We start from the raw sequence: 18,602 nt of genomic DNA on the forward strand, positions 1-18,602 counted from the left end.
GACTGAATTCTCGACGTTTGCTGGAGGTGGTGCTGGTGGGTTGGCGAAGAGCCGTCGGGCTGGTCGGTGTTCTGACGGTGGGCGTCGGAACGATGGTCGCAGGGGGCAATACGCCGAAGGCCTCGGCAACCGGCGCGCATAGCGAAGTATTCACCAATCCGGTGCTGGCCGCCGGGGCCGACCCGAGCATGACCTACTACCGGGGCCGATTCCACCTGGTGCAGGGGGACTTCTACAACGACGACAACATCGTGATCCGTAGCTCGGACACCCTCGGGGGACTGGAGGACAGCGAGCCGAAGGTGGTGTGGGAGCACCCCGACTGCCCCGCCCCCGCCTGCACCAAGATCTGGGCTCCGGAACTCGTGCACATCGGCGACCGGTGGTGGATCTACTTCGCGGGGCAGGAGGACGACCGCAACGAGACCCATCGGATGTACGCGCTGCGTTCCACCGGAAACGACCCGACGGGCCCCTACGAATATCTCGGGCCGCTGAACCTGCCCGGCGGCTGGGCCATCGACGGCACCTACCAGCAGTACGCGGGCGCCGGCTACTTCTTCTGGTCCTGCCTGCGCAACCCCGATGACACACGCGTACAAGACATTTGCATGGTCCGCATGTCGGATCCCATGACGCCGATCGGCGACCGCGTCAGCATCGCAACACCCACCGCCGCCTGGGAAACCGTCCCCAACGACGCGGACCTCCTGATCAACGAGGCCCCGCAACCCCTCATCGCACCCAACGGCCGCCTCTTCGCAACCTTCTCCGCCAACGCCAGTTTCGACGACACCTACTGCCTGGGCCTCCTCGAACTGGCGCGCGGCGGCGACCCCATGGACCCCGACGCCTGGACCAAATCGGGCGGCCCCGTACTCCCCGGCGGTCCCGGCGCCATCGCCCCCGGCCACAACGGATTCCTCACCATCGACGGCCGCCCCTGGATCACCTACCACGCCCGCCTCGAACCCGGCACCGGCTGGCCCGGCCGCAGCATCCGCGTCCAGCCCATGTACTTCGGCAAGGACGGCCGCCCGCAATTCGGCATGGCCTTCGGCCCCGACGCCCCCATCGTGATCGACGGCAGAGACCACAACGCTCCGGGAACCCCGGTGACGCCCGAGCCGCGGCGCTGAGGTCAGGTCGCCTCGGCCGATGCCCGGGTGCGGCGCCACTGTGCGGGGCTGCAGCCGTGCTGTTTGCGGAACCATCGGGAGAAGTTTCCGGGGGCGGAGAAGCCGAGGAGTTCGGCGGTCTCGGTCAGGGAGCGGCGTGGGTTGGCGACCATGTGGCGGGCCAGTTCGGCGCGGGTCGAATCCAGTAGTGAGCTGAAGGTCTCGCCTTCGGCGGCGAGGCGGCGATGGACGGTGCGGCGGTCGACGCCCAGGCTGCGGGCCACCTGCTCCACCGAACAGCGGCCGGTGGGGAGGAGCAGTTCGATGAGCTCGCGGACGCGGTCGGCGGTGGTCGCGGGACGGACCGGGTGGACGGGGTCCAGCAGCCGCTGGGTGTAGGCGCGCAGCTGTGGATCCGCCATCGCATTGGGCGCATCGAGATCGCTTGTGTAGGTGAGAATTCCATTGAAGTCCTGCTCGAAGGTCACCTGCGGTCCGAAGACCCGGTGATGGGCGCGCAGATCGGGCGGGGCGGGGTGGGTGAAGCGGACCTCCACCGGCTGCCACGGGGCACCGATGAAACCGGCGAGTAGGCCGTGCAGCACGCCGACGGCGAGTTCGACGGATTGGCGGGTATCGCCGGGCTGCCCGATATCGAGGGTCAGCCGGATGCTGGCGAGGCCGCTCTGTTCGGTGAGGCGGGTGTGCAGCGCCTCGTTGTACGTGTCCTCGTGCCGCGACATCACGGTCAGAGCGCTGCGGACGTCGGGCTCCTCGCGGACCACCAGGCTCAGCGGACCCAGATTGGCGAAGCGGCGGCGCTCGGCCAGGCGCAGCCCGAAATCTGCGCAGTTCGTCGCGACGGACGAGTGCTCGAGCAGCTCGGCGATCGCGGCGGCGGGCACCCAGCGGTCCTGCAGGCTCAGACCGGCCGGGTCCAGGCCGGACGCGCGCAACAGCCCCACCGGGTCGATGCCCAGCGATCGGCACAGCTCCACGTATTCGTTCAGCGCCGCGTAACGGGCCAGTGGTTTCACCGATTCTCCGACGTCCCGAAATGATCAGCATCCTGTCCCGTAATGATAAGCCGTCGGTCCCTGCGCTGCCTACAGTGGGTTTCGTTCCAGCAACCGAAGCCGGACCGAAGGAAGGGATGACGACGTGGCCACAAGCAACGAGGATTGGTCCAAGCCAGCAGCGATGGCGATCCCCGAGACGGGGTACTTCGAGTACGAACAGGGGCGCTACGGCCCGGTCTATCCCCGCACACCAGCTAACTATGGGTTTTCTATCGTCGCCAAGGTCAAGCCGGGTCATGAGACGGCGATCCGGGAACACGGCAAGGTCATCCAGGCCGCGGTCGAACAGGATCCGAATGTGCTTGCGCCGCTGCGGCTGCACTATCTGAGGTGGGTGCTGTTCGATATCGGCGACGGCCTGACCTTCCAGTATCAGGGCATCTTCGACACCGATTTCGACAAGTACCTCGAGGACGCGCTCGACCTGTTCCTGTCCACGGGCATCACCACCGCCTTCGTGAATCTCGAAGGCTTTCCCGAGGATTGGCGCACCAATCGGGCCGCCGCCATCGAATTCTTCCGCAAGCACCAGTTCCCGAGCTTCCTCGAATACGGCGAATACCCGTATGTGACCTCTGACGAGGTCAAGAAGGCCCTGCGGCTCAAAGCGGCGTTCTCCGACATGCTCGACGAGATGCAGTAGCGGGAGTCGTGATGCTCGAATTCGACGATATCCAGCACATCCTGCTGACCCGGGTGCCGGCGCTGACCGGACGCTACGAGTTCCTGTCCTTCACCGATGCCGCCGGTGCGCGTGCGTGGCTCGCCGCCATGGCCGACCGCGTGCCCTCGGTCGCCGACTTGCAGGACTCGGTGGACACCGACAAGCAGTGGGTGTCCGTGGCTTTCACCTGGACCGGACTGCGCGCCCTGGGCGTCCCGGCCGACGCGCTGGCGAGTTTCCCGGAGGAATTCCGCCAGGGCATGGCCGCCCGGGCCGAAGTCCTGGGTGATGCCGGGGCCAACCATCCCGACCATTGGATCGACGGCACGGCCGGTGACGATCTGCACGCGATCGTCATCCTCTTCGCCCGTGACGCCGCCGAACGCGACCGACGGGTGGCCGAACACGATGCACTCCTTGCCGCCTGCCCGGGTGTCACGGTGCTGTCGTCGCTGGATCTGGAGGCCGTACCGCCGTTCGGCTACGCGCACGACCACTTCGGTTATCGGGATCGCTTGTCGCAGCCGGTGATCGAAGGTACGGGGGAGGAGCCCACGCCGGGCAGCGGCGCACCGCTGAAGGCCGGGGAGTTCATCCTCGGTTACGACGACGAGAGTGGGCCGCCGCTGGATCTGCCGCAGCCCGAGGTGCTTTCGCGCAACGGCACCTTCATGGCCTATCGCCGCCTGCGCGAACACGTGGGTCGATTCCGTGACTTCATGGCCGAGCACGGCGACACCGCCGAGGAACAGGAGCTGGTGGCGGCGAAACTGATGGGCCGCTGGCGCAGTGGCGCGCCGCTGGTCCTCGCCCCGGAGGCCGACGATCCGGAACTGGGTGCGGATATGAGCCGCAACAACGATTTCAACTACAAACAGATGGATCCGCACGGCTACGCGGTGCCGCTCGGGTCGCATATCCGGCGCATGAATCCACGTGATACGGGCGTGAACATGCAGCGCCGCCGCATGATTCGCCGCGGCGCGACCTATGGGCCGCATCTGCCGGAGGGAGCCCCCGACGACGGCGCCGACCGCGGCATCGCGGCCTTCGTGCTGTGCGCGAGCCTGGTGCGCCAGTTCGAGTTCGCGCAGAACGTGTGGGTCAACGACAAGTCGTTCCACGAACTGGGCAACGAGCGGGATCCGATCATCGGCAACCAGGACGGCACGCTGGAGTTCAAGATCCCGAAGCGTCCGATTCGCAAGACCATCACCGGAATTCCGGCGTTCACCAGCCTCCGAGGCGGCGCCTACTTCTTCCTGCCAGGGCTGCGCGCCCTGCGCTACCTGACCACTCTCACCGATATCGAGGCAGCAGCATGACATCGTTCACCCCGGCCCGTACCTACAACCAGGCCCACCTGGCCCGCCCCTACACCCCCGGCAAGCGGCGCGTCAGCATCTACTGGTCGTGGAGCTATCCCTGGGAGGCGCAACGGGATACGTCCGAACTGGACAACCGCTTCTCCACCATGACCGAGGTGCGCCAGGCCACCTGGCCTGCCTACGAGACGCCGGAATACGATGCCGCGCACTTCTTGCAGGGCATCGCGGGCACCCTCGAACTGTTCCACCGCTCCACCCTCGACTTCCAGCGGGTAGCCGGGGAGGTGACGGGGCATCCGGTGGCGGTGTTCCAGCGCATCGACCAGGCCGGATTCAAACAGCCCATCGACGAACGCATCCTCGCCGACACCGACACCCTCATGGTGTTCGGCCTCGATCACCTTCTCGCGCAGGAGGAAGCGGCTCCCGACGAGATCGCCGCAATCCAGCAGTGGCTGCAGCGCGAGGGCACCTGCCTGCTCCTCGCCCCGCACCACGACGTCGGCTTCACCGATGACCTGAAGCAGCGCCAGATCGAGTTCGAACACCACGGTGATCCGCTGGTGCCGCGCCAGCAGCGGTTCGGCGCCTATACCCGCTCGCTGATGACCGCCCTGAACGTCCCGGTGCACAACGTCTACGGCCTGCGACCCGCCGTCGTCGAAGGCACTCGCTCGATCGCGCCGCTCACCTCCTTCCGTGACCTCGACACCCCGCGCTTGCTCGACGACGTCACCACCTTCAATTTCCACCCGCACCTGCCCCACTACGAATTGACCGAGCCCGAAAGCGATTCGGTGCGCCTGCTCGCGCGTCAGCCCATCGAACTGTCCCGTCCCCACCCGTTCATCGAGGCGGGCAACACCGAGTTCAATACGTTGCTGTGGCTGCCCCCCACCGTCGAACGCGCCGGCGACATCGTGATGGCCGACTCCACCAACTTCACCACCCTCTTCGGCGGCACCGACAGCCTCGCCAACTTCTGGCGCAACCTCGCGGCGATGAAATGACCGCGGCTGCAAACGCCGGCCCGATGCCGCAGAGGTGGGACCTGTGATCGGAGACCTGCTGCCACTGGCCATAGGCGTTGCGCTGTCACCCATTCCGGTGGTGGCGGCCATCCTCATGCTGCTCTCCGCCAACGCCGGCCGGGCGAGCGCGGGCTTCGCGCTCGGCTGGGTGACGGGCATCCTGACGGTCACGGGGCTCGTGACAGCCGCTGCCGCATCCGGGCTGATGAGTTCGGCGGGCCGGCCCTCCGCCGCGGCCTCCGTGATCAAGATCGCCATGGGACTGCTGCTGGTGTTCATCGCCTTCCGTCAGTGGGGCAGCCGCAAGGACGATTCGATACCGGGCTGGATGAAAGCCATCGATGAACTCGGAGTAGCCAAGGCTGCCGGCTTCGGTCTACTGCTGTCGCTACTGAATCCGAAAAACCTGCTCCTGTGCATCACAGCGGGCGTGACTATCGGCACCTCGGGGCTGAACCCGGCCGGCACTGCCGCGGCAATCGCCGTCTTCGTCTTTCTGGGCGCGGCATCGGTGGTCGTCCCCGTGGGTGGCTACGCCGTCGCGGCGAATCAACTGCGCGGCGCGCTGGCGCGCCTGAAGAACTGGCTACAGGCGAACAACCACACTGTGATCGCCGTGGTGTTCATGGTGATGGGCACCACCGCCTTCGCCAAGGGCTTGAGCGGATTCTGACCAGGTACTGATCGCACTGTGCCACACAGTGTCTCACCACCGTCTCGGGCCGTCGGCGGAAGCTCAACGGCCCGAGACGGTCTCATGCTGTCGTTGCACGGTTCGCCGCACTCCGCGGTCCAGAACTCCGGCCCACTTCCACACCACACCGATGCCGACCAGGCGAAATGTCGATCATGTACCGGCCAGCTTAAAATTACATAGCGTCATTGACACCGCGTAAGTGTCGCTCTAGCCTGTGACCATGACCACAGCAAAGAGAATTGTCTTCATCGGCGCGGCAGGTGACATGTGCCGCGTGGCGATCGATCGCTTCGCCAAAACGGCCGGGGGCGGCGGCTGGAAGTTGGAGTTGTACGACATCCGGCCGGAGGCGCTCGAGGCGTTCGTCGCGACATTGCCGACCAAGGAAGTGACGATCGGCTCGTTCGATCTGTTCGACGGGGTCGCGCTGCGCAACGCGATCGAGGGCGCCGCACTCGTCGTGCTCGGCGCGGGGCCCTACAACCGGACCGCGGAGCCGGTGATGGAGGCGTGCCTCGAGAAGCGGGTGCCCTATCTCGACCTCGACGACGATGAGGAAAGCACCCTCGCCGCAATGGAACTCGATGCCCGGGCGCGGCAGGCCGGCGTGCCGATCTTCGTCGGATGTGGCGCGTCACCCGGACTGACCAATGTGATGGCGGCCGACGCGGCCCGCGATATGGACACGGTCGAGCGCATCGATGTGTGCTGGGTGACCGGTGACGAAGGGCCGGTGCCGTACGGGCGGGCGGTGCTCGATCATGCGATTCGCGGCTATGCCGGACCCTGTCACACCTGGGAGCACGGACGCGCGGTGACTCATCAGACCTTCCTCGAAACCGATGTGTTCGCGCTGGGCAACAGCTTCGGCGATGGCTACCGGTTCTACGAATGTGCGCATCCCGAGGCGGTGACGATGCCGCGGCGCTGGCCGGGCGCCGACCGGATTCGGGTGCTCGGTGCGCTCGATCCGCCGCCCGTCAACGGCATCATGCGCGGCATCGCCGTGGCGGTGCAGCAGGACAAGATCTCGATGGACCAGGCGATCGATTTCGTCAACGACGTGATGACCGACAAGACCGGCTCGCTCCGGGTGTGGAAGTACGCGTTGTCGGGGCTGTGGGGCACGGTTCGCCGCGGCGAGATCGGTGCGCGCGAGGTGCTGAAGTACCTGGCGACGGCAGCAGCCGGTAAGCATCCTGCGTTCCGCGGGACGAACTATGTGCGCCTGATCGGCAAACGTGATGGGGAACGTGTGGTTTCGGTGCGTCGAGTGCCGGTCAGCGGTCCTGGCACCGCCTGGACCGACATGGCCTCCGCCACCGGTTCGGCGACCGCGGCGTTCATGGTGCTGGCCATCCAGGAACTGGGCGATCTGTCCGGCGTCCTGGCCCCCGAGGACTGGGCCGAGCCGGAGCTCTTCTACCGGACGTTCGCCAAGACCGGCGGGGCGCAAGCCCATGAGGTCGTCGAGGCGCTGGTCGCACCGAGCTCGGCGGTGACGTCGCGCAAGGTGAGTGCCTCGGCCGAGCAGGGCGGGCGGTGACGGCACATGGATCTCTTGACTGAAACCGGTTGGGCCGCACCGCCCATCACCGGCGAGCCCGCACTCACCGGTGACATCACGTGCGACGTCGCCGTCATCGGGGGTGGCGTCGGCGGCATGACGGCGGCGCTGCGGCTCGCCGAGTCCGGTGCCGACGTCGTGCTTCTCGAAGCCGAAACCTGCGGGTGGGGCCCCAGCTCACGCAACGCCGGCTACATGACCAACTCGATCGCGGCCGACCCGGCGTTGCTGGCATTGCTGTTCAGCCGCAGCAAGGTCCGGGCGCTGTTCCAGTTCGCCGAAGCCGCAGTGGAATTCACCCAGGACGCCATCGAGCATCGTGCCATCGACTGCGATTTCGAGAAGGTGGGCATCGTGCAGGCCGCGGTGTCGAAGGGACAGCTCCGCAAGGCGCGCCGAAACGCCAAGATCATGGCAGAGGCGGGGTCGTCGGCCGAGTTCGTCGAGGGGCGAGCGGCGGGCCTCCCGGACGGCTTCCTCGGAGGTATGCGGGAGGGCATCGGCGGAACCTTGAATCCGGCCAAGTACGTCCTCGGATTGCGCGACGCCATCCTCGCTTCGGGGGCAAGGGTTTTCGAGCACACTCGCGTGCAGGACGTCACCGACGGCGACAGCGCGGTGACCATCGAGACGGCCAATGGCCAGGTGCGTGCCAGGCAAGCGCTGCTCACCACCAACGCCTACAGCAAGAACCTCTCGATCGCGCCGCGCCGGTTGGTCTCGCCGGTATGGACGTCCCTGGTGGAAACCGAGCCGATCGCCCCGGAACGCCTGGACGAAATCGGCTGGACCAGTCGGGCGCCCATGGTGACCGCGCACATGATCCTGGAGAGCTATCGCGTCACCCCGCGAAACTCGATCGTGTTCGGTACCCGGCGCCTGGAGACGACCAGCGGTCCGCTGCTCGCCCGGACCCCGTCGGCGCGTATCGTCGACGACCTCGTACGTGGCTTCCGCGACCGCTTTCCCGGGCTGCACGATGTCGCGCCGCAACGGGCGTGGGGCGGCTGGATCGGCATGAGCTCCTCCTGGCTGCCCGTGGCGGGGGAGGCCTCACCCAACGTGCTGTATTCGCTGGCGTGCAACGGGCACGGCTTCGCGCAAGCCCAGTATGTCGGCCACATGCTGGCCGGTCGGCTCTCCGGCGAACCCATGCCCGAGGACCTGACAACCATCTGGCACGGCCGCGGCGGCTTCTGGCCCAGCTTCGTCAGCGGACCGGCACTGGAACTCGGCTGGCTGGGTGACCGTCTGTCCGACCGGTTGGCACGCCACTGATCAACGACGGGCCCGGCAGCAGGCAGGGCCCTTCGAACACGGCCGCCAGGCCTTCGAACACAAGAGATGACCATGGAAATCAAGAACTTACTGCTGTTAATCGCCGATCTCTGGATGATCTTCGTCGGGTTCACCTATGGCTGGAAATTCATTCGGAATTTCCGGAATTACCTACTCGGCCTCGAATGGACCATCGTTGCGACCTCCGGCACCAATTTCTTCTTCTTCGCATTGTTCGGCGCTCCTCGGAACAACCCGATGTACCACATCGCGCTCTTTTTCGATGCGTTCTCCAGGGCCGTCGGAATCACGTTGATTCTCGTCCTGGGGTTGATGAAGGTGACCCACCGCTACAAGCCTTCGCTGCCAATCGATATCGCCGTCTTCGCGCTTGCCACCGTCGCGGGCCTGTACCTGTCGATATTCGCCGACCGGATAGGCGTCGCCGGGGCGACCTTCTATGTCGTGGTGAACGTCATCACGTCCCTGTTCCTGCTCTACTTCGCGCGACGGCTCTGGAATATCGATGAGCGAGGACAGGCGATCGGGGTGGTCCTTGCCACCGCGGCGGGATTCGTCATCGCCGCGACGTACGACTTCTATCACATACCCGGCGATGACGAGAACCACACGTTCTTCTATATCGGTGCGCTCGCGACCTGGGGATTCCAGATGATGATGTACTACTACGGCTATCGCGCATTGCACCGCCACAACGAGCGAACGGAATCCGATCAGCCCGTGGTCAGCCGGGGGCGGTCCAGATGATGGTGGAACCTGGCCGATAGGCGGACACGCCCGGCGGCGGCTGCGCGGGGTCACCTTTATCGTGAAGTAGTGAGGACACGATGAGCAGACGCCCGAAGCATGATCCGAAAGAGTCGGAACGCGAGATCCTCGACGCCGCAAAGGAGTTCCTGAGCGAGCGGCCGTTTCGTGAGATGACCGTCGATGCGGTGATGAGCCGCACCGGGCTCAAGCGTCCGGCTTTCTACGTCCACTTCCGAGACCGTCACGACCTCGTGTTGCGGGTTACCGACGAACTCGGGCAGGAAGTGTTCGGGATGGTCGACCGCTGGTTGGTGGGGACCGACCTGCTCAACGATGCCCGGGCGGCTTTCGAGGGACTGGCCGAGGTCTACCTGGAGCACGGCGCGGTATTGAGCGCGCTATCGGATGCGGCCGGCAGCGATGAGAAGGTCGACGCTGCGTACAGCGGCTTGGTGCAACGATTCATCGACGCCACCGCCAAACGCATCACCGACGATCAGGCCGACGGCCGCATCAGCGCCGATCTCGATGTCACCGAAACCGCCCGTGCCCTGGTTTGGATGGACGAACGCTATCTGACCCAGGCGTTGGGTCGTGCCCCGCAAGCGGATCCGAAGCGGGTCGTCGACGTGCTCTACAACATTTGGATATCCGCGCTGTACGGACCGCCGCAGCTACCGGGCACGGACTCGAGTCAGGAGCCGAGCCGAACCGCGCGGAGCGCGACATAGAGCTCCGCGGCGGATCTGGGATCCGAGCAGCGACGCCCGGTGAGGGTCTCGATTCTGCGGAGACGGTAGTGAATGGTGTTGCGGTGGTAGTTCAGCCGCTGCGCGACCTCGGTGTTCGATCCGCCGCAGTCGAACCATAGATCGAGGGTGTCGAGCAGGCTGTCACGGTCCTCGTCGTCGAGTTCGAGGATCGGGCCGAGGATTTCGTCGGCGAGGCTGCGGGCGGCCTCGGGCGCGCTGACCAGCACCAGCGGGAGCGGGGTGTGCCCGTAGACGGTGACGGCGTTCGAGCCGGGGTGGGTGCAGCGGGCGGCGAGTTCGGCCTCGCGCACGGCCGCGCCGGTCATCGACAGTGTGGTGAAGATGCGGCTGACGCCGACCCGGCCGCTCACGATCTGCCGGAGCCGGGTCAGCGAATGATCAAGTGCGCGTTGATTTCCGAGGCTGAGCAGCCCGATGCGAGCATCCGATTCGGTCAACCACACCGAGTGCACGTAGGCCGCGCGCAGCCCGCCCTCCGCGCCCGGCACCGGATTGGTGGACGGCACACCGGACTCGGCGTGTACGACGACGAAGACACCGGCCCGCGGCAGGTGCAGCATGCGGACGATATCGGCCAGCGACGCGGCGTCGGTGTCGCTGTAGAACAAGGTGCGCAGCATGGCCTGCCGTTCGGCGTCGGCCCTGGTGACACGCTCGGTCAGGAAGCCGGAGTAGGCGTCGGCCGCCGCGCTCGAGTAGTCGTCGATGAGCCGCCAGACCTCCGAACCCAGTGTGGGCAGGATGCTTTCGCCGGATCGGTCCGCGGTGGCCAGGGACCGCTCCCAGATCAGCCGGCCCGCCAGCCGGTAGGCGTGCAGCAGTGCGGCGAGCGGAATACCCAGTTCGGCCTTGGCCCTGCCGACCTCGGTGGCCGCCTGTAGCCGTCGCCCGCTGATGCCCGCGAGCTGGCCGAGCATGGCCTCCAGATTGTCGTGGACGGCGGTGTGCAGCACGGCTTCCGGCAGGGCGGCGGTTTCCGCGTAGGCATGGTCTACGGTGCGGATGCGCCCGACCAGTTCACTCGTGAGGTCGTCGACGTCCGCGAGCAGGGTGCGGGCAACCGCCTCGGACCCGTTGGCGGGCGGTCCGATCAGGGCTGTCATGCGTTCGATAGTACGAAAATGACGAGATCGTGTTGTGTGCTGGAACACAGTCGGCAACCCGGATCCGCCGACTCGGGCACATGGTGTGGACCGGGGCTTCGCTTGCAGTATCGAGATCGATAGTGTCTGGGCCATATCGGCCCGAGTTCGATGCGAAAGCGAAGAGAGGTGCCGATTGTGTACGACTATGTCGTCGTGGGCGCGGGTTCCGCAGGATCCGTGCTGGCCGCCCGGCTGTCCGAGAACCCCGATGTGCCTTCCTGAACTATCGCACCGATCGGGAATCGCTGATGACCGCGTTGACGCCGGACCATGGAAGGTCTGCGCGTGGCCGACGCCTCGGTCATGCCGACGGTCGTGCGCGGCAACACCAACGCGGCCACCATCATGATCGCCGAGAAGGCAGCCGACCTGATCGCGGCCGATGCCGGGATTTCGGGATAAGCGAGACTCTCGCCTCCGCCGCGCAGGCCGAGTGACTCGCGGCGGACTCCCCACTGCGGGGACATGAATGGGTGAGCAGGCCCTACGCGCTGCTCATGAGGTCGATACCGGAAACGACGGCGTGCAGGCGGATCGCCTGCACGCCGTACCGGGTCCGCTACCGGGCGGGAGTATCCACGGCAGGGTGACGCAATCGCTCCATGCACTGCTTGCGCAGCGTGGACGCGGTCGCCCCGGTGAGCACCTGCGACGCCGAAGACGTCAACAGCCGCATGAGACGGGCGTGAAACTCCTTCGGGCTCAAGCCGAAACGTACGAACGCCTCGGCGTCATTCCCGCCGTACGGCGCCCAGGCGGTCGCGAATTCGAGCATCTCGCTCTCGATGGGAGTCATCGGCACCGCCTTTCGCTGCGGGTCACTCGGGGCCGGAACATGGCTGGATCCCGGCGGTTTCGGCGATCTCGTGGGCCTTGTGGACCGGAGCGTCGATTCGTGCGACGGTCGGGGTGCCCGCGGCGGCTCTGTTCCGAGGTCCGTCCAACGCCCGCCGTAGCTCCCACTATCGGGCCCACCGGTCGAGCCGGCGGTGCACGAAGGATGTGCGCTGGTCATTCGGCCGACCTCGCGCGTTGGTTCTCGGGCATGGGCCCACTCCGCTTCTGTTGTTCATTTGCTGTCGCCACAGACGGGCGCTGAAACCGCGACCGGCCGACGGGCCGGGCAGTAGTCCAATCTCGAATTGAATTCGACTTTAGGGGGGGTGGTGTGACGCTGTCAACAGGCATGTAAGGACACGAATGGCGAGTTCGCGGTCGAAATGCCCTTATGTCAGTTCTCCGGAAACCGGGCCACCCGCGTCCGGCTACGTGTCGGTGCGAGTCAGGACGCGGGCTCCGATTCGATGGGCGAGTTCGAGTGCGAGCTCGACGGCCAATCGGCGTTCGCCCGGCCGATGTCCGAGCAGCTCGGTGGCGCGAGAAACGCGTTGCAGCACCGTGTTTCGATGCGTGTGCAGGCGGGCCGCGGTACGCGGGGCGTTCTCGGCTTCCTCCAGGAATACGCGCAGGGTCTCGCGCAACCGGGCGGCAGCGGGAGTGTCCGCCGCCAGTGGACCCAGCGTGTCGGCGACGAATTCGGCTGCGCGGGAGGGATTTTCCGCCGTCAGCGCGGTGACCTCCAGGTCGTGGAAGAGCGTGACCCGCGCGGCGTCCGGCTGCCCGGCGAGCAGGTTGTGCATCCCCAGCGCCGCCTCGTGCGAGCGGCGGAAGCCGGCGATGCCGAAGCGCGCCGGGCCGACCGCGACCCGGACGCCCGGGTGGGCCGCACCCAGCGCGCCGCGCAGGCCGTCGACCGCGAAGGCGGAACGGGTGCCCACCCACGCCCACAGTGTGGAGCTGCCCGCGGACAGCGTGAGCGGGGGCCGCGCCCCACCGGCCCGCGCCAGCATCGCCGCCGCGGACTCCAGCGCGCCCTGGACCTCACCGGCCGGCGAAGACCACAGCACGAGCGCCGTGTGCGTGCCGGCGAGGTCGTATCCGAGCCGCTCGCTCGCCCGGCGGTTGTCGATCGGCGCGCCGTCGAGAATCAGCCGGATCGTCTCGGCGCGCCGGGCCAGCGCGCCACCGAGGATCTCCTCGCGTTCACGCTGAGCGACCGAGATGACCCGGCCGACAACCTGATCGACGTACTCGAACATGCGCTGAGCGGAGATCTCGAGCAGCGGCACGAGCAGCGGACCCGATCCCGCGATCCGCGTGGCGTGCGCCAGGTAGTGCCGCCACGCGGTGTTCTGCCCACGCCGATAGGACTGGAAGATCACGTCGAGATCCATGCCGCGCCGCGCGACCGTGCGGGCGACGTCGAGCGCTTCGGGCGGCACGTCGATCGGGGAGGTGCGGGACTCCCGGCGAGCGAGAACGGTCAGCAGCCGTGCGGCATTCGCGCGATTGCTGGCCGTCATGTCCGCGATCAGTGCCGCGTCGGCGCCAACCATGGGGGACAGCTCGATCTCGGCGGCATCCATCTCGGCGACCAGCTGGTCGAGATCGGCCAGCATCAACTCCGCCACTCGGCCCATGAGGTCGACGAGTTCGGGTGCCGGATCGGGACCATTCATGCACCCAGTGTGCCGCCGCACATTTTCGGGGGCAAATGCTGGCCCGTTGGACATACCCCGGCGGCGACCTCGCTCCTAACGTGAACCGAATCACAGCCCCGCCTCTCTGCGGCCCAGGAGACCTTTCGTGACGATCCCGTCCAGCCACCACGACACCACCGATTTCGATGTTCTGGTCATCGGCGCCGGAATATCCGGTATCGATGCCGCCTACCACCTCGCGACCCGCCGCCCCGGCACGTCCTTCGCGGTGCTCGAAGCCCGCGACTCGATCGGCGGTACCTGGAGCCTGTTCCGATATCCGGGTCTGCGTTCGGACTCGGACATGCCCACCTACGGCTACGGCTTCAAGCCGTGGACGCATCGCAAGTCGATCGCCGACGGGCATCTCATCCTGGATTATCTGCGTGACACCATCACGGAAAACGGTCTGTCCGAACACATTCGATTCGGTCACCGGGTGCTCGACGCCCAGTTCTCCTCCGCCACCGGGCGCTGGACGGTCCTCGTCGAACACGGCGGCAGCGCGGAGCGGGTGCGATTCACGGCGCGATTCCTGTTCCTGGGCACCGGAATGTACGACCACCGTGCCGGATACACCCCTGATTTCGCCGGCCTCGACGAATTCGAGGGCCGCGTCGTGCACCCGCAGCATTGGCCGGCGGATCTGGACCACGCCGGGAAACGCGTGGTCGTCATCGGCAGCGGCGCGACGGCGGTGACGCTGATTCCCGCGATGGCGGGCAGCGCCGCCCACGTCACCATGCTGCAACGGTCGCCGAGCTACGTCATGTCGCTGCCCGCCGTGGACGTGATCGCCGGCGCTCTCAACCGGGTGCTGGGCGCCGAACGCGCCGCCACCCTGATCCGGCGGAAGAACATCATGATCACCCGCGGAATCTACAAGGCCTGCAAGCGCGCCCCGCGCTCGGCGCGCCGGCTGCTGATCGCCATGGTGCGGCGGCAACTGCCCGCCCATTTCGATGTCGACACGCATTTCACGCCCCGCTACAACCCGTGGGAGCAGCGGGTGTGCGTGGTGCCGGACGGTGACCTGTTCAAGGCGCTGTCGAGCGGCCGCGCCTCGGTTGTCACCGACCGCATCGCGCGCTTCACGCAGACCGGCATCCTGCTGGAATCGGGTCAGCAGCTCAGCGCCGACATCATCGTGACGGCAACGGGTTTCAACCTGTCGCCCTTCGGCCGGATCCGGTTCGAGGTCGACGGGCGACCGGTGGACCTGCCGCGGACAACGGTCTACAAGTCGATGATGCTCTCCGAGGTGCCGAACCTGGCCTTCGTGGTCGGCTACACCAATATTTCCTGGACGCTCAAGGCCGATCTGGTCTGCGAGCACTTCTGCCGTCTGCTCGATCATATGGACGCCAACGGTTTTCACACCGTCATGCCGGCGGCGGCCGACCCGGCCATGGAGCGGGTGCCGCTCGTGGACGACCTGCACTCCGGCTATGTCCAGCGGGGGATCGCGGGGTTCCCGCGGGCGGGAACTCGCGGCCCGTGGACAGTGGAGATGGCCTACGAGAAGGACGCCGAGCGTCTGCGCGAGAGTCCGGTGCACGACACCGCATTGCGGTTCACCTTCGCCGCCCCGGCGACCGTGGCCGCGGCGAGGTGAGCGCGATGCGGAACATCACCTTCACCAGCCATGGAACCCGTTGCGCCGCATGGCATTTTCCTGGGGTGGGCAGCGAGCCCGGGCGTCCGTGTGTGGTCATGGCGCACGGCTTCGGCGGCACCCGCGACACCGGACTGCTCGGGTATGCCGAACCATTCGTCGCGGCCGGGTACGACGTCCTGGTCTTCGACTACCGTGGCTTCGGAGACTCCGAAGGCGCTCCACGACAGCGTGTTTCGTACCGACAGCAGCGCAAGGACTACCACGCGGCAATCGCCGTCGCTCGGCAGTTGCCCGGCGTCGACCCAGAACGCGTTGTGCTCTGGGGGACCTCCTACTCCGGCGGCCATGCCGTCGCGGTCGCCGCCCAGGACCGGCGGATCACGGCGATCGTGGCGATCACCCCCGCGATGGACGGACTCGCCACGCTGGCGCACGTCATGCGCCGTGCCGGTGTCGGTTACCTCGCACGCGCGGCCGGGCACGGGTTGCGTGACCTCGCCCGGAGCATCGCCAAGCGACCGCCGCACTACGTGCCGATCGTCGGCCCGCCCGGATCGCCGGCCATCATGACCAGCCCGGGCGCGGTGGAGGCTGTCATCCCGGTCGCGGGACCGACCTGGCGTAACGAGGTATGCGCTCGGGCCGCCCTGGAAGTCGGGCTGAACCGGCCCACCACGTTCGCCAGGCGCGTGCCCTGTCCGATCCTGGTGCAGGTCGGCACGAACGACAGTGTCGCGCCACCGAGCGCGGCCCTGCGCGTCGCTGCGAAAGCCGGTCCGCGGGCGCGTATTCGCGAGTACCCCCTCGACCATTTCGACATCTATCAGGGCCCGTGGCAGCAGCAGGCGGTGGCCGACCAGCTCGAGTTCCTCACCGCTGTATTGCGGTGACCTCCACGTCCGCGATCGGCAGGTCAGAACTGCGGCCCGCTCCCGCACCGCACCGGCATGGGCCGCCCCGGATCCAGCGCGTTCAGAATCATCGCGTCCACACTCGGGTCGTACGCCAAGCCGCTGTGCCCGACCGGGTCGTCCGGGCACTGGTCCTGGACGACGAGGTCGGTGACGCCACCCTCGGCAATGGCCGCGGTGGCGGGCGGGGACACCATGGCGTCGTGCGCCGACACGATGGTGGTGTAGCGAATGCCGGTCCGGGCGATCGGGCCGTCGTGCAGCCGGGTCATCGCCGCCGAGCCAGGGGAGACGTCCTCACAGATCCCGCATACGCTCGCGAAAAGCCCGCGTAGCCCGAGTTGTGTTGCGCCGCCGATAAGTCCGCCGGTGATTCCGTTCGTGGGTGGTGCCAGGACGACGACCGCGCCGATCCGGTCAGCCGCTGCCGGGTCGGTCTTCGCGAGGTAGAGCGAAACGAACGCGCCACCGGAATGCCCGAGAAGGTCGACCTTGGCGGCGCCGGTCTCGGCCCGCACGCGGTCGATGAAGGCGGATACCTGCGGCACGGACACCGCCACCCCGTCGACGCCGCCGTCGAAGGCGTTGGTCCCGCCGTAATTCAGGGAGTACACGCAGTACCCGGCATTCGCCAGCTTCGGCCCTAGATGCGCAAACCCGTTGTACTGATTGGCGGGAAAGCCGTGCACGAGCACCACCGGCCGCGGATGCGCCGCCGACGGTGCGCACGGCACATTCACGCCGGGCGCCGATTGTGCGGGATCCTGCCCGGACACCACGAACCAGGCTTCCCGGGCAACCATCTGCTCGAAAGTCGCCTCCGGTAGCGGATCGGCGGCTGTGGCAATGCCGGGCGCAACGACGTTCGGTACCAAGGCAATCGCGGTGGTGGCCAGAACCGAGCCGACGCATTCGCGTATGCCCATGTCGAGCTCCAAGAAAACGAACGAACTTTTTCTCTCAGTCTAGTCCTATAAATTCCCCGCAGGTGGAGGAGTGTTTCTGGAATCTCGACGTTCACGGTGGTTCGTCTGAACCCCGGTAGGAATCTCCAACCCGACGCGGCAACCCCGGACGTTCTGTTGGACTCCTCCCCAATTGATCGCACCGGTGCCGGAGGAGGACAGTCGACAGCACCGTTCACCCCACCCCGGATCGCGATACATGTCAGCAACACCCGCACATCGCACACAACGGACCCGCTACACCTCCGTCGGCGGAAAACAGGCCGCATGGCGCATGATCGGCAGCAGCATCGAAATCCTCGCTCTCACCGTCACAAACGCCGCCCGACCCCCCGACCCCGCCGCCTTCGACGACAACACCTGCCACGACCTGTGCTGGGCCCGTGAACGTTTCACCAAATTCGCCGACCTATGGGACGCAATCCGCAGCGAATACTGGCAACTCCTCTTCCACTCCGACGCCCACTTCACCTAGCCCGGCTCGATCGGCTCGCCGACAATCGCCGGGTGAGGAACCGCGACGTCGTCACCAGTTCGCGGGTAGGTGTCGAACTCGCCATTGGCGGAACCGGGGCGATGTGGCCAGATCGAACAGTGTCCAGAGCGGTTCCACCGTGTCGGGATGCTCTGGGTTCTGCCACGGATCATCCGGTGGTGCGAACATGAGCTCGCTTGCCCAGTGCAGCCGAATCGTGCCGTCGGGCGAGCGCTTGAACACGGTCAGCAGCGGTACCGGGTGGCCGGCAGCACTGTCGCCGCCGTAGTCACTCCGAAAATTGGAGTTCGCCGCCGACAGCACCCGGGTGTGTCGCCACCCCCTGTCGTGTGCGAACGCCGCTACTCGCTCGATGGGGGCCTTGGCACATACGCACTGTCGTTGCGGCACCGTCGTCGCCGATTCGATCGAACACGTAATCTTCGGGGACCTCGCCGCCGGGCGGAAGTGATTTCCGTTGCGCCGCAACGGACTCCATCAGCTGCTGGAGATCGGCCTCCCGCTGAAGCAGCGCCTCACGCGCCTCGCGATACTCCCGCGACTCATTCGGAAAAGCTGTAGACATACGGACCTCCTAGACCGGCATGCCATCGACTTCACCCTGCTCTGGACACTACTCGA

The 18,602-nt window shown here is 66.7% G+C and carries 19 protein-coding genes and 1 pseudogene; 13 read left to right on the top strand and 7 right to left on the bottom strand.

Annotation, left to right across the window (positions count from 1 at the left end):
* The first annotated feature begins 35 nt into the window (after nucleotides 1-35).
* Nucleotides 36-1,139 (top strand): family 43 glycosylhydrolase, encoded by a 1,104-nt coding sequence (locus tag ACFXN1_RS29490; RefSeq protein ID WP_379442622.1) that lies wholly within the window; start codon nucleotides 36-38, stop codon nucleotides 1,137-1,139.
* Nucleotides 1,140-1,141: 2 nt separating this feature from the next.
* Here the strand turns inward: ACFXN1_RS29490 and ACFXN1_RS29495 are convergent, their stop codons facing one another.
* Nucleotides 1,142-2,155, bottom strand: coding sequence for an AraC family transcriptional regulator (locus ACFXN1_RS29495; RefSeq protein WP_379442623.1), 1,014 nt, complete (start codon nucleotides 2,153-2,155; stop codon nucleotides 1,142-1,144).
* Nucleotides 2,156-2,318: 163 nt separating this feature from the next.
* Here ACFXN1_RS29495 and ACFXN1_RS29500 point away from each other — a divergent pair, with 163 nt between their 5' ends.
* The 8 genes from ACFXN1_RS29500 to ACFXN1_RS29535 all read left to right on the top strand — a co-directional run bounded on the left by ACFXN1_RS29500 (nucleotide 2,319) and on the right by ACFXN1_RS29535 (nucleotide 10,264).
* Complete coding sequence (locus tag ACFXN1_RS29500; protein WP_379400982.1) at nucleotides 2,319-2,840, top strand: hypothetical protein; 522 nt, start codon at nucleotides 2,319-2,321, stop codon at nucleotides 2,838-2,840.
* Between the two features lie 11 nt (nucleotides 2,841-2,851).
* Nucleotides 2,852-4,186 carry a Dyp-type peroxidase gene (locus ACFXN1_RS29505; protein ID WP_379442625.1) on the top strand — a complete coding sequence of 445 codons (1,335 nt, stop codon included), beginning with the start codon at nucleotides 2,852-2,854 and terminating at the stop codon, nucleotides 4,184-4,186.
* Complete coding sequence (locus tag ACFXN1_RS29510) at nucleotides 4,183-5,199, top strand: hypothetical protein (protein ID WP_379442626.1); 1,017 nt, start codon at nucleotides 4,183-4,185, stop codon at nucleotides 5,197-5,199. The genes ACFXN1_RS29505 and ACFXN1_RS29510 overlap by 4 nt, the downstream gene beginning before the upstream one ends.
* Nucleotides 5,200-5,242: 43 nt before the next feature.
* Nucleotides 5,243-5,893, top strand: coding sequence for a GAP family protein (locus tag ACFXN1_RS29515; RefSeq protein WP_379442627.1), 651 nt, complete (start codon nucleotides 5,243-5,245; stop codon nucleotides 5,891-5,893).
* Between the two features lie 244 nt (nucleotides 5,894-6,137).
* Nucleotides 6,138-7,463, top strand: a complete 1,326-nt coding sequence (locus ACFXN1_RS29520) for a saccharopine dehydrogenase family protein (RefSeq protein WP_379445918.1) — start codon at nucleotides 6,138-6,140, stop codon at nucleotides 7,461-7,463.
* Between the two features lie 6 nt (nucleotides 7,464-7,469).
* Nucleotides 7,470-8,762: an NAD(P)/FAD-dependent oxidoreductase gene (locus ACFXN1_RS29525; RefSeq protein WP_379445919.1), complete on the top strand. Its 1,293-nt coding sequence runs from the start codon at nucleotides 7,470-7,472 to the stop codon at nucleotides 8,760-8,762.
* 72 nt (nucleotides 8,763-8,834) lie between these two features.
* Nucleotides 8,835-9,530: a transporter gene (locus ACFXN1_RS29530; protein ID WP_379445920.1), complete on the top strand. Its 696-nt coding sequence runs from the start codon at nucleotides 8,835-8,837 to the stop codon at nucleotides 9,528-9,530.
* An 80-nt stretch (nucleotides 9,531-9,610) separates the two neighbouring features.
* Nucleotides 9,611-10,264, top strand: a complete 654-nt coding sequence (locus ACFXN1_RS29535) for a TetR/AcrR family transcriptional regulator (RefSeq protein WP_379445921.1) — start codon at nucleotides 9,611-9,613, stop codon at nucleotides 10,262-10,264.
* Here ACFXN1_RS29535 and ACFXN1_RS29540 read toward each other — a convergent pair.
* Entirely contained in the window at nucleotides 10,228-11,409 is a 1,182-nt protein-coding gene (locus ACFXN1_RS29540; RefSeq protein ID WP_379445923.1) for a PucR family transcriptional regulator, read from the bottom strand. The genes ACFXN1_RS29535 and ACFXN1_RS29540 overlap by 37 nt on opposite strands.
* A gap of 306 nt (nucleotides 11,410-11,715) precedes the next feature.
* Here ACFXN1_RS29540 and ACFXN1_RS29545 point away from each other — a divergent pair.
* Nucleotides 11,716-11,853, top strand: a pseudogene (locus ACFXN1_RS29545) (GMC oxidoreductase); the annotation flags it as partial.
* Between the two features lie 157 nt (nucleotides 11,854-12,010).
* Here ACFXN1_RS29545 and ACFXN1_RS29550 read toward each other — a convergent pair.
* Both ACFXN1_RS29550 and ACFXN1_RS29555 read right to left on the bottom strand, forming a co-directional pair.
* Nucleotides 12,011-12,247: a hypothetical protein gene (locus ACFXN1_RS29550; RefSeq protein WP_379400970.1), complete on the bottom strand. Its 237-nt coding sequence runs from the start codon at nucleotides 12,245-12,247 to the stop codon at nucleotides 12,011-12,013.
* A 469-nt stretch (nucleotides 12,248-12,716) separates the two neighbouring features.
* Entirely contained in the window at nucleotides 12,717-13,970 is a 1,254-nt protein-coding gene (locus tag ACFXN1_RS29555; RefSeq protein ID WP_379445924.1) for a PucR family transcriptional regulator, read from the bottom strand.
* A gap of 127 nt (nucleotides 13,971-14,097) precedes the next feature.
* Here ACFXN1_RS29555 and ACFXN1_RS29560 point away from each other — a divergent pair, with 127 nt between their 5' ends.
* Both ACFXN1_RS29560 and ACFXN1_RS29565 read left to right on the top strand, forming a co-directional pair.
* Nucleotides 14,098-15,606, top strand: a complete 1,509-nt coding sequence (locus tag ACFXN1_RS29560) for a flavin-containing monooxygenase (RefSeq protein ID WP_379445925.1) — start codon at nucleotides 14,098-14,100, stop codon at nucleotides 15,604-15,606.
* Nucleotides 15,607-15,611: 5 nt separating this feature from the next.
* Nucleotides 15,612-16,499 (top strand): alpha/beta hydrolase, encoded by an 888-nt coding sequence (locus ACFXN1_RS29565; RefSeq protein WP_379445926.1) that lies wholly within the window; start codon nucleotides 15,612-15,614, stop codon nucleotides 16,497-16,499.
* A 23-nt stretch (nucleotides 16,500-16,522) separates the two neighbouring features.
* Here ACFXN1_RS29565 and ACFXN1_RS29570 read toward each other — a convergent pair whose 3' ends face one another.
* Nucleotides 16,523-17,446, bottom strand: coding sequence for an esterase/lipase family protein (locus ACFXN1_RS29570; RefSeq protein ID WP_379445927.1), 924 nt, complete (start codon nucleotides 17,444-17,446; stop codon nucleotides 16,523-16,525).
* Nucleotides 17,447-17,684: 238 nt separating this feature from the next.
* Here ACFXN1_RS29570 and ACFXN1_RS29575 point away from each other — a divergent pair, with 238 nt between their 5' ends.
* Nucleotides 17,685-17,960, top strand: coding sequence for a hypothetical protein (locus tag ACFXN1_RS29575; protein WP_379445928.1), 276 nt, complete (start codon nucleotides 17,685-17,687; stop codon nucleotides 17,958-17,960).
* 51 nt (nucleotides 17,961-18,011) lie between these two features.
* On the opposite strand, the gene ACFXN1_RS29580 is transcribed toward ACFXN1_RS29575, so the two are convergent.
* Nucleotides 18,012-18,284: a hypothetical protein gene (locus ACFXN1_RS29580; RefSeq protein ID WP_379445930.1), complete on the bottom strand. Its 273-nt coding sequence runs from the start codon at nucleotides 18,282-18,284 to the stop codon at nucleotides 18,012-18,014.
* Nucleotides 18,250-18,546, bottom strand: a complete 297-nt coding sequence (locus ACFXN1_RS29585) for a DUF899 family protein (RefSeq protein WP_379445929.1) — start codon at nucleotides 18,544-18,546, stop codon at nucleotides 18,250-18,252. The genes ACFXN1_RS29580 and ACFXN1_RS29585 overlap by 35 nt, the downstream gene beginning before the upstream one ends.
* Between the last annotated feature and the right edge of the window lie 56 nt (nucleotides 18,547-18,602).

The sequence above is a fragment of the Nocardia sp. NPDC059154 genome (genome assembly GCF_042755705.1).
Lineage (GTDB): Bacteria > Actinomycetota > Actinomycetes > Mycobacteriales > Mycobacteriaceae > Nocardia.

What these genes read in the sequence shown, in the direction of transcription:
- ACFXN1_RS29565 (WP_379445926.1), top strand. Translation starts at nt 15,612, where the DNA reads ATGCGGAACATCACCTTCACCAGCCATGGAACCCGTTGCGCCGCATGG.
- ACFXN1_RS29525 (WP_379445919.1), top strand. Translation starts at nt 7,470, where the DNA reads ATGGATCTCTTGACTGAAACCGGTTGGGCCGCACCGCCCATCACCGGC.
- ACFXN1_RS29535 (WP_379445921.1), top strand. Translation starts at nt 9,611, where the DNA reads ATGAGCAGACGCCCGAAGCATGATCCGAAAGAGTCGGAACGCGAGATC.
- ACFXN1_RS29550 (WP_379400970.1), bottom strand. Translation starts at nt 12,247, where the DNA reads ATGACTCCCATCGAGAGCGAGATGCTCGAATTCGCGACCGCCTGGGCG.
- ACFXN1_RS29555 (WP_379445924.1), bottom strand. Translation starts at nt 13,970, where the DNA reads ATGAATGGTCCCGATCCGGCACCCGAACTCGTCGACCTCATGGGCCGA.
- ACFXN1_RS29505 (WP_379442625.1), top strand. Translation starts at nt 2,852, where the DNA reads ATGCTCGAATTCGACGATATCCAGCACATCCTGCTGACCCGGGTGCCG.
- ACFXN1_RS29570 (WP_379445927.1), bottom strand. Translation starts at nt 17,446, where the DNA reads ATGGGCATACGCGAATGCGTCGGCTCGGTTCTGGCCACCACCGCGATT.
- ACFXN1_RS29575 (WP_379445928.1), top strand. Translation starts at nt 17,685, where the DNA reads ATGTCAGCAACACCCGCACATCGCACACAACGGACCCGCTACACCTCC.
- ACFXN1_RS29520 (WP_379445918.1), top strand. Translation starts at nt 6,138, where the DNA reads ATGACCACAGCAAAGAGAATTGTCTTCATCGGCGCGGCAGGTGACATG.
- ACFXN1_RS29540 (WP_379445923.1), bottom strand. Translation starts at nt 11,409, where the DNA reads ATGACAGCCCTGATCGGACCGCCCGCCAACGGGTCCGAGGCGGTTGCC.
- ACFXN1_RS29530 (WP_379445920.1), top strand. Translation starts at nt 8,835, where the DNA reads ATGGAAATCAAGAACTTACTGCTGTTAATCGCCGATCTCTGGATGATC.
- ACFXN1_RS29510 (WP_379442626.1), top strand. Translation starts at nt 4,183, where the DNA reads ATGACATCGTTCACCCCGGCCCGTACCTACAACCAGGCCCACCTGGCC.
- ACFXN1_RS29500 (WP_379400982.1), top strand. Translation starts at nt 2,319, where the DNA reads ATGGCGATCCCCGAGACGGGGTACTTCGAGTACGAACAGGGGCGCTAC.
- ACFXN1_RS29585 (WP_379445929.1), bottom strand. Translation starts at nt 18,546, where the DNA reads ATGTCTACAGCTTTTCCGAATGAGTCGCGGGAGTATCGCGAGGCGCGT.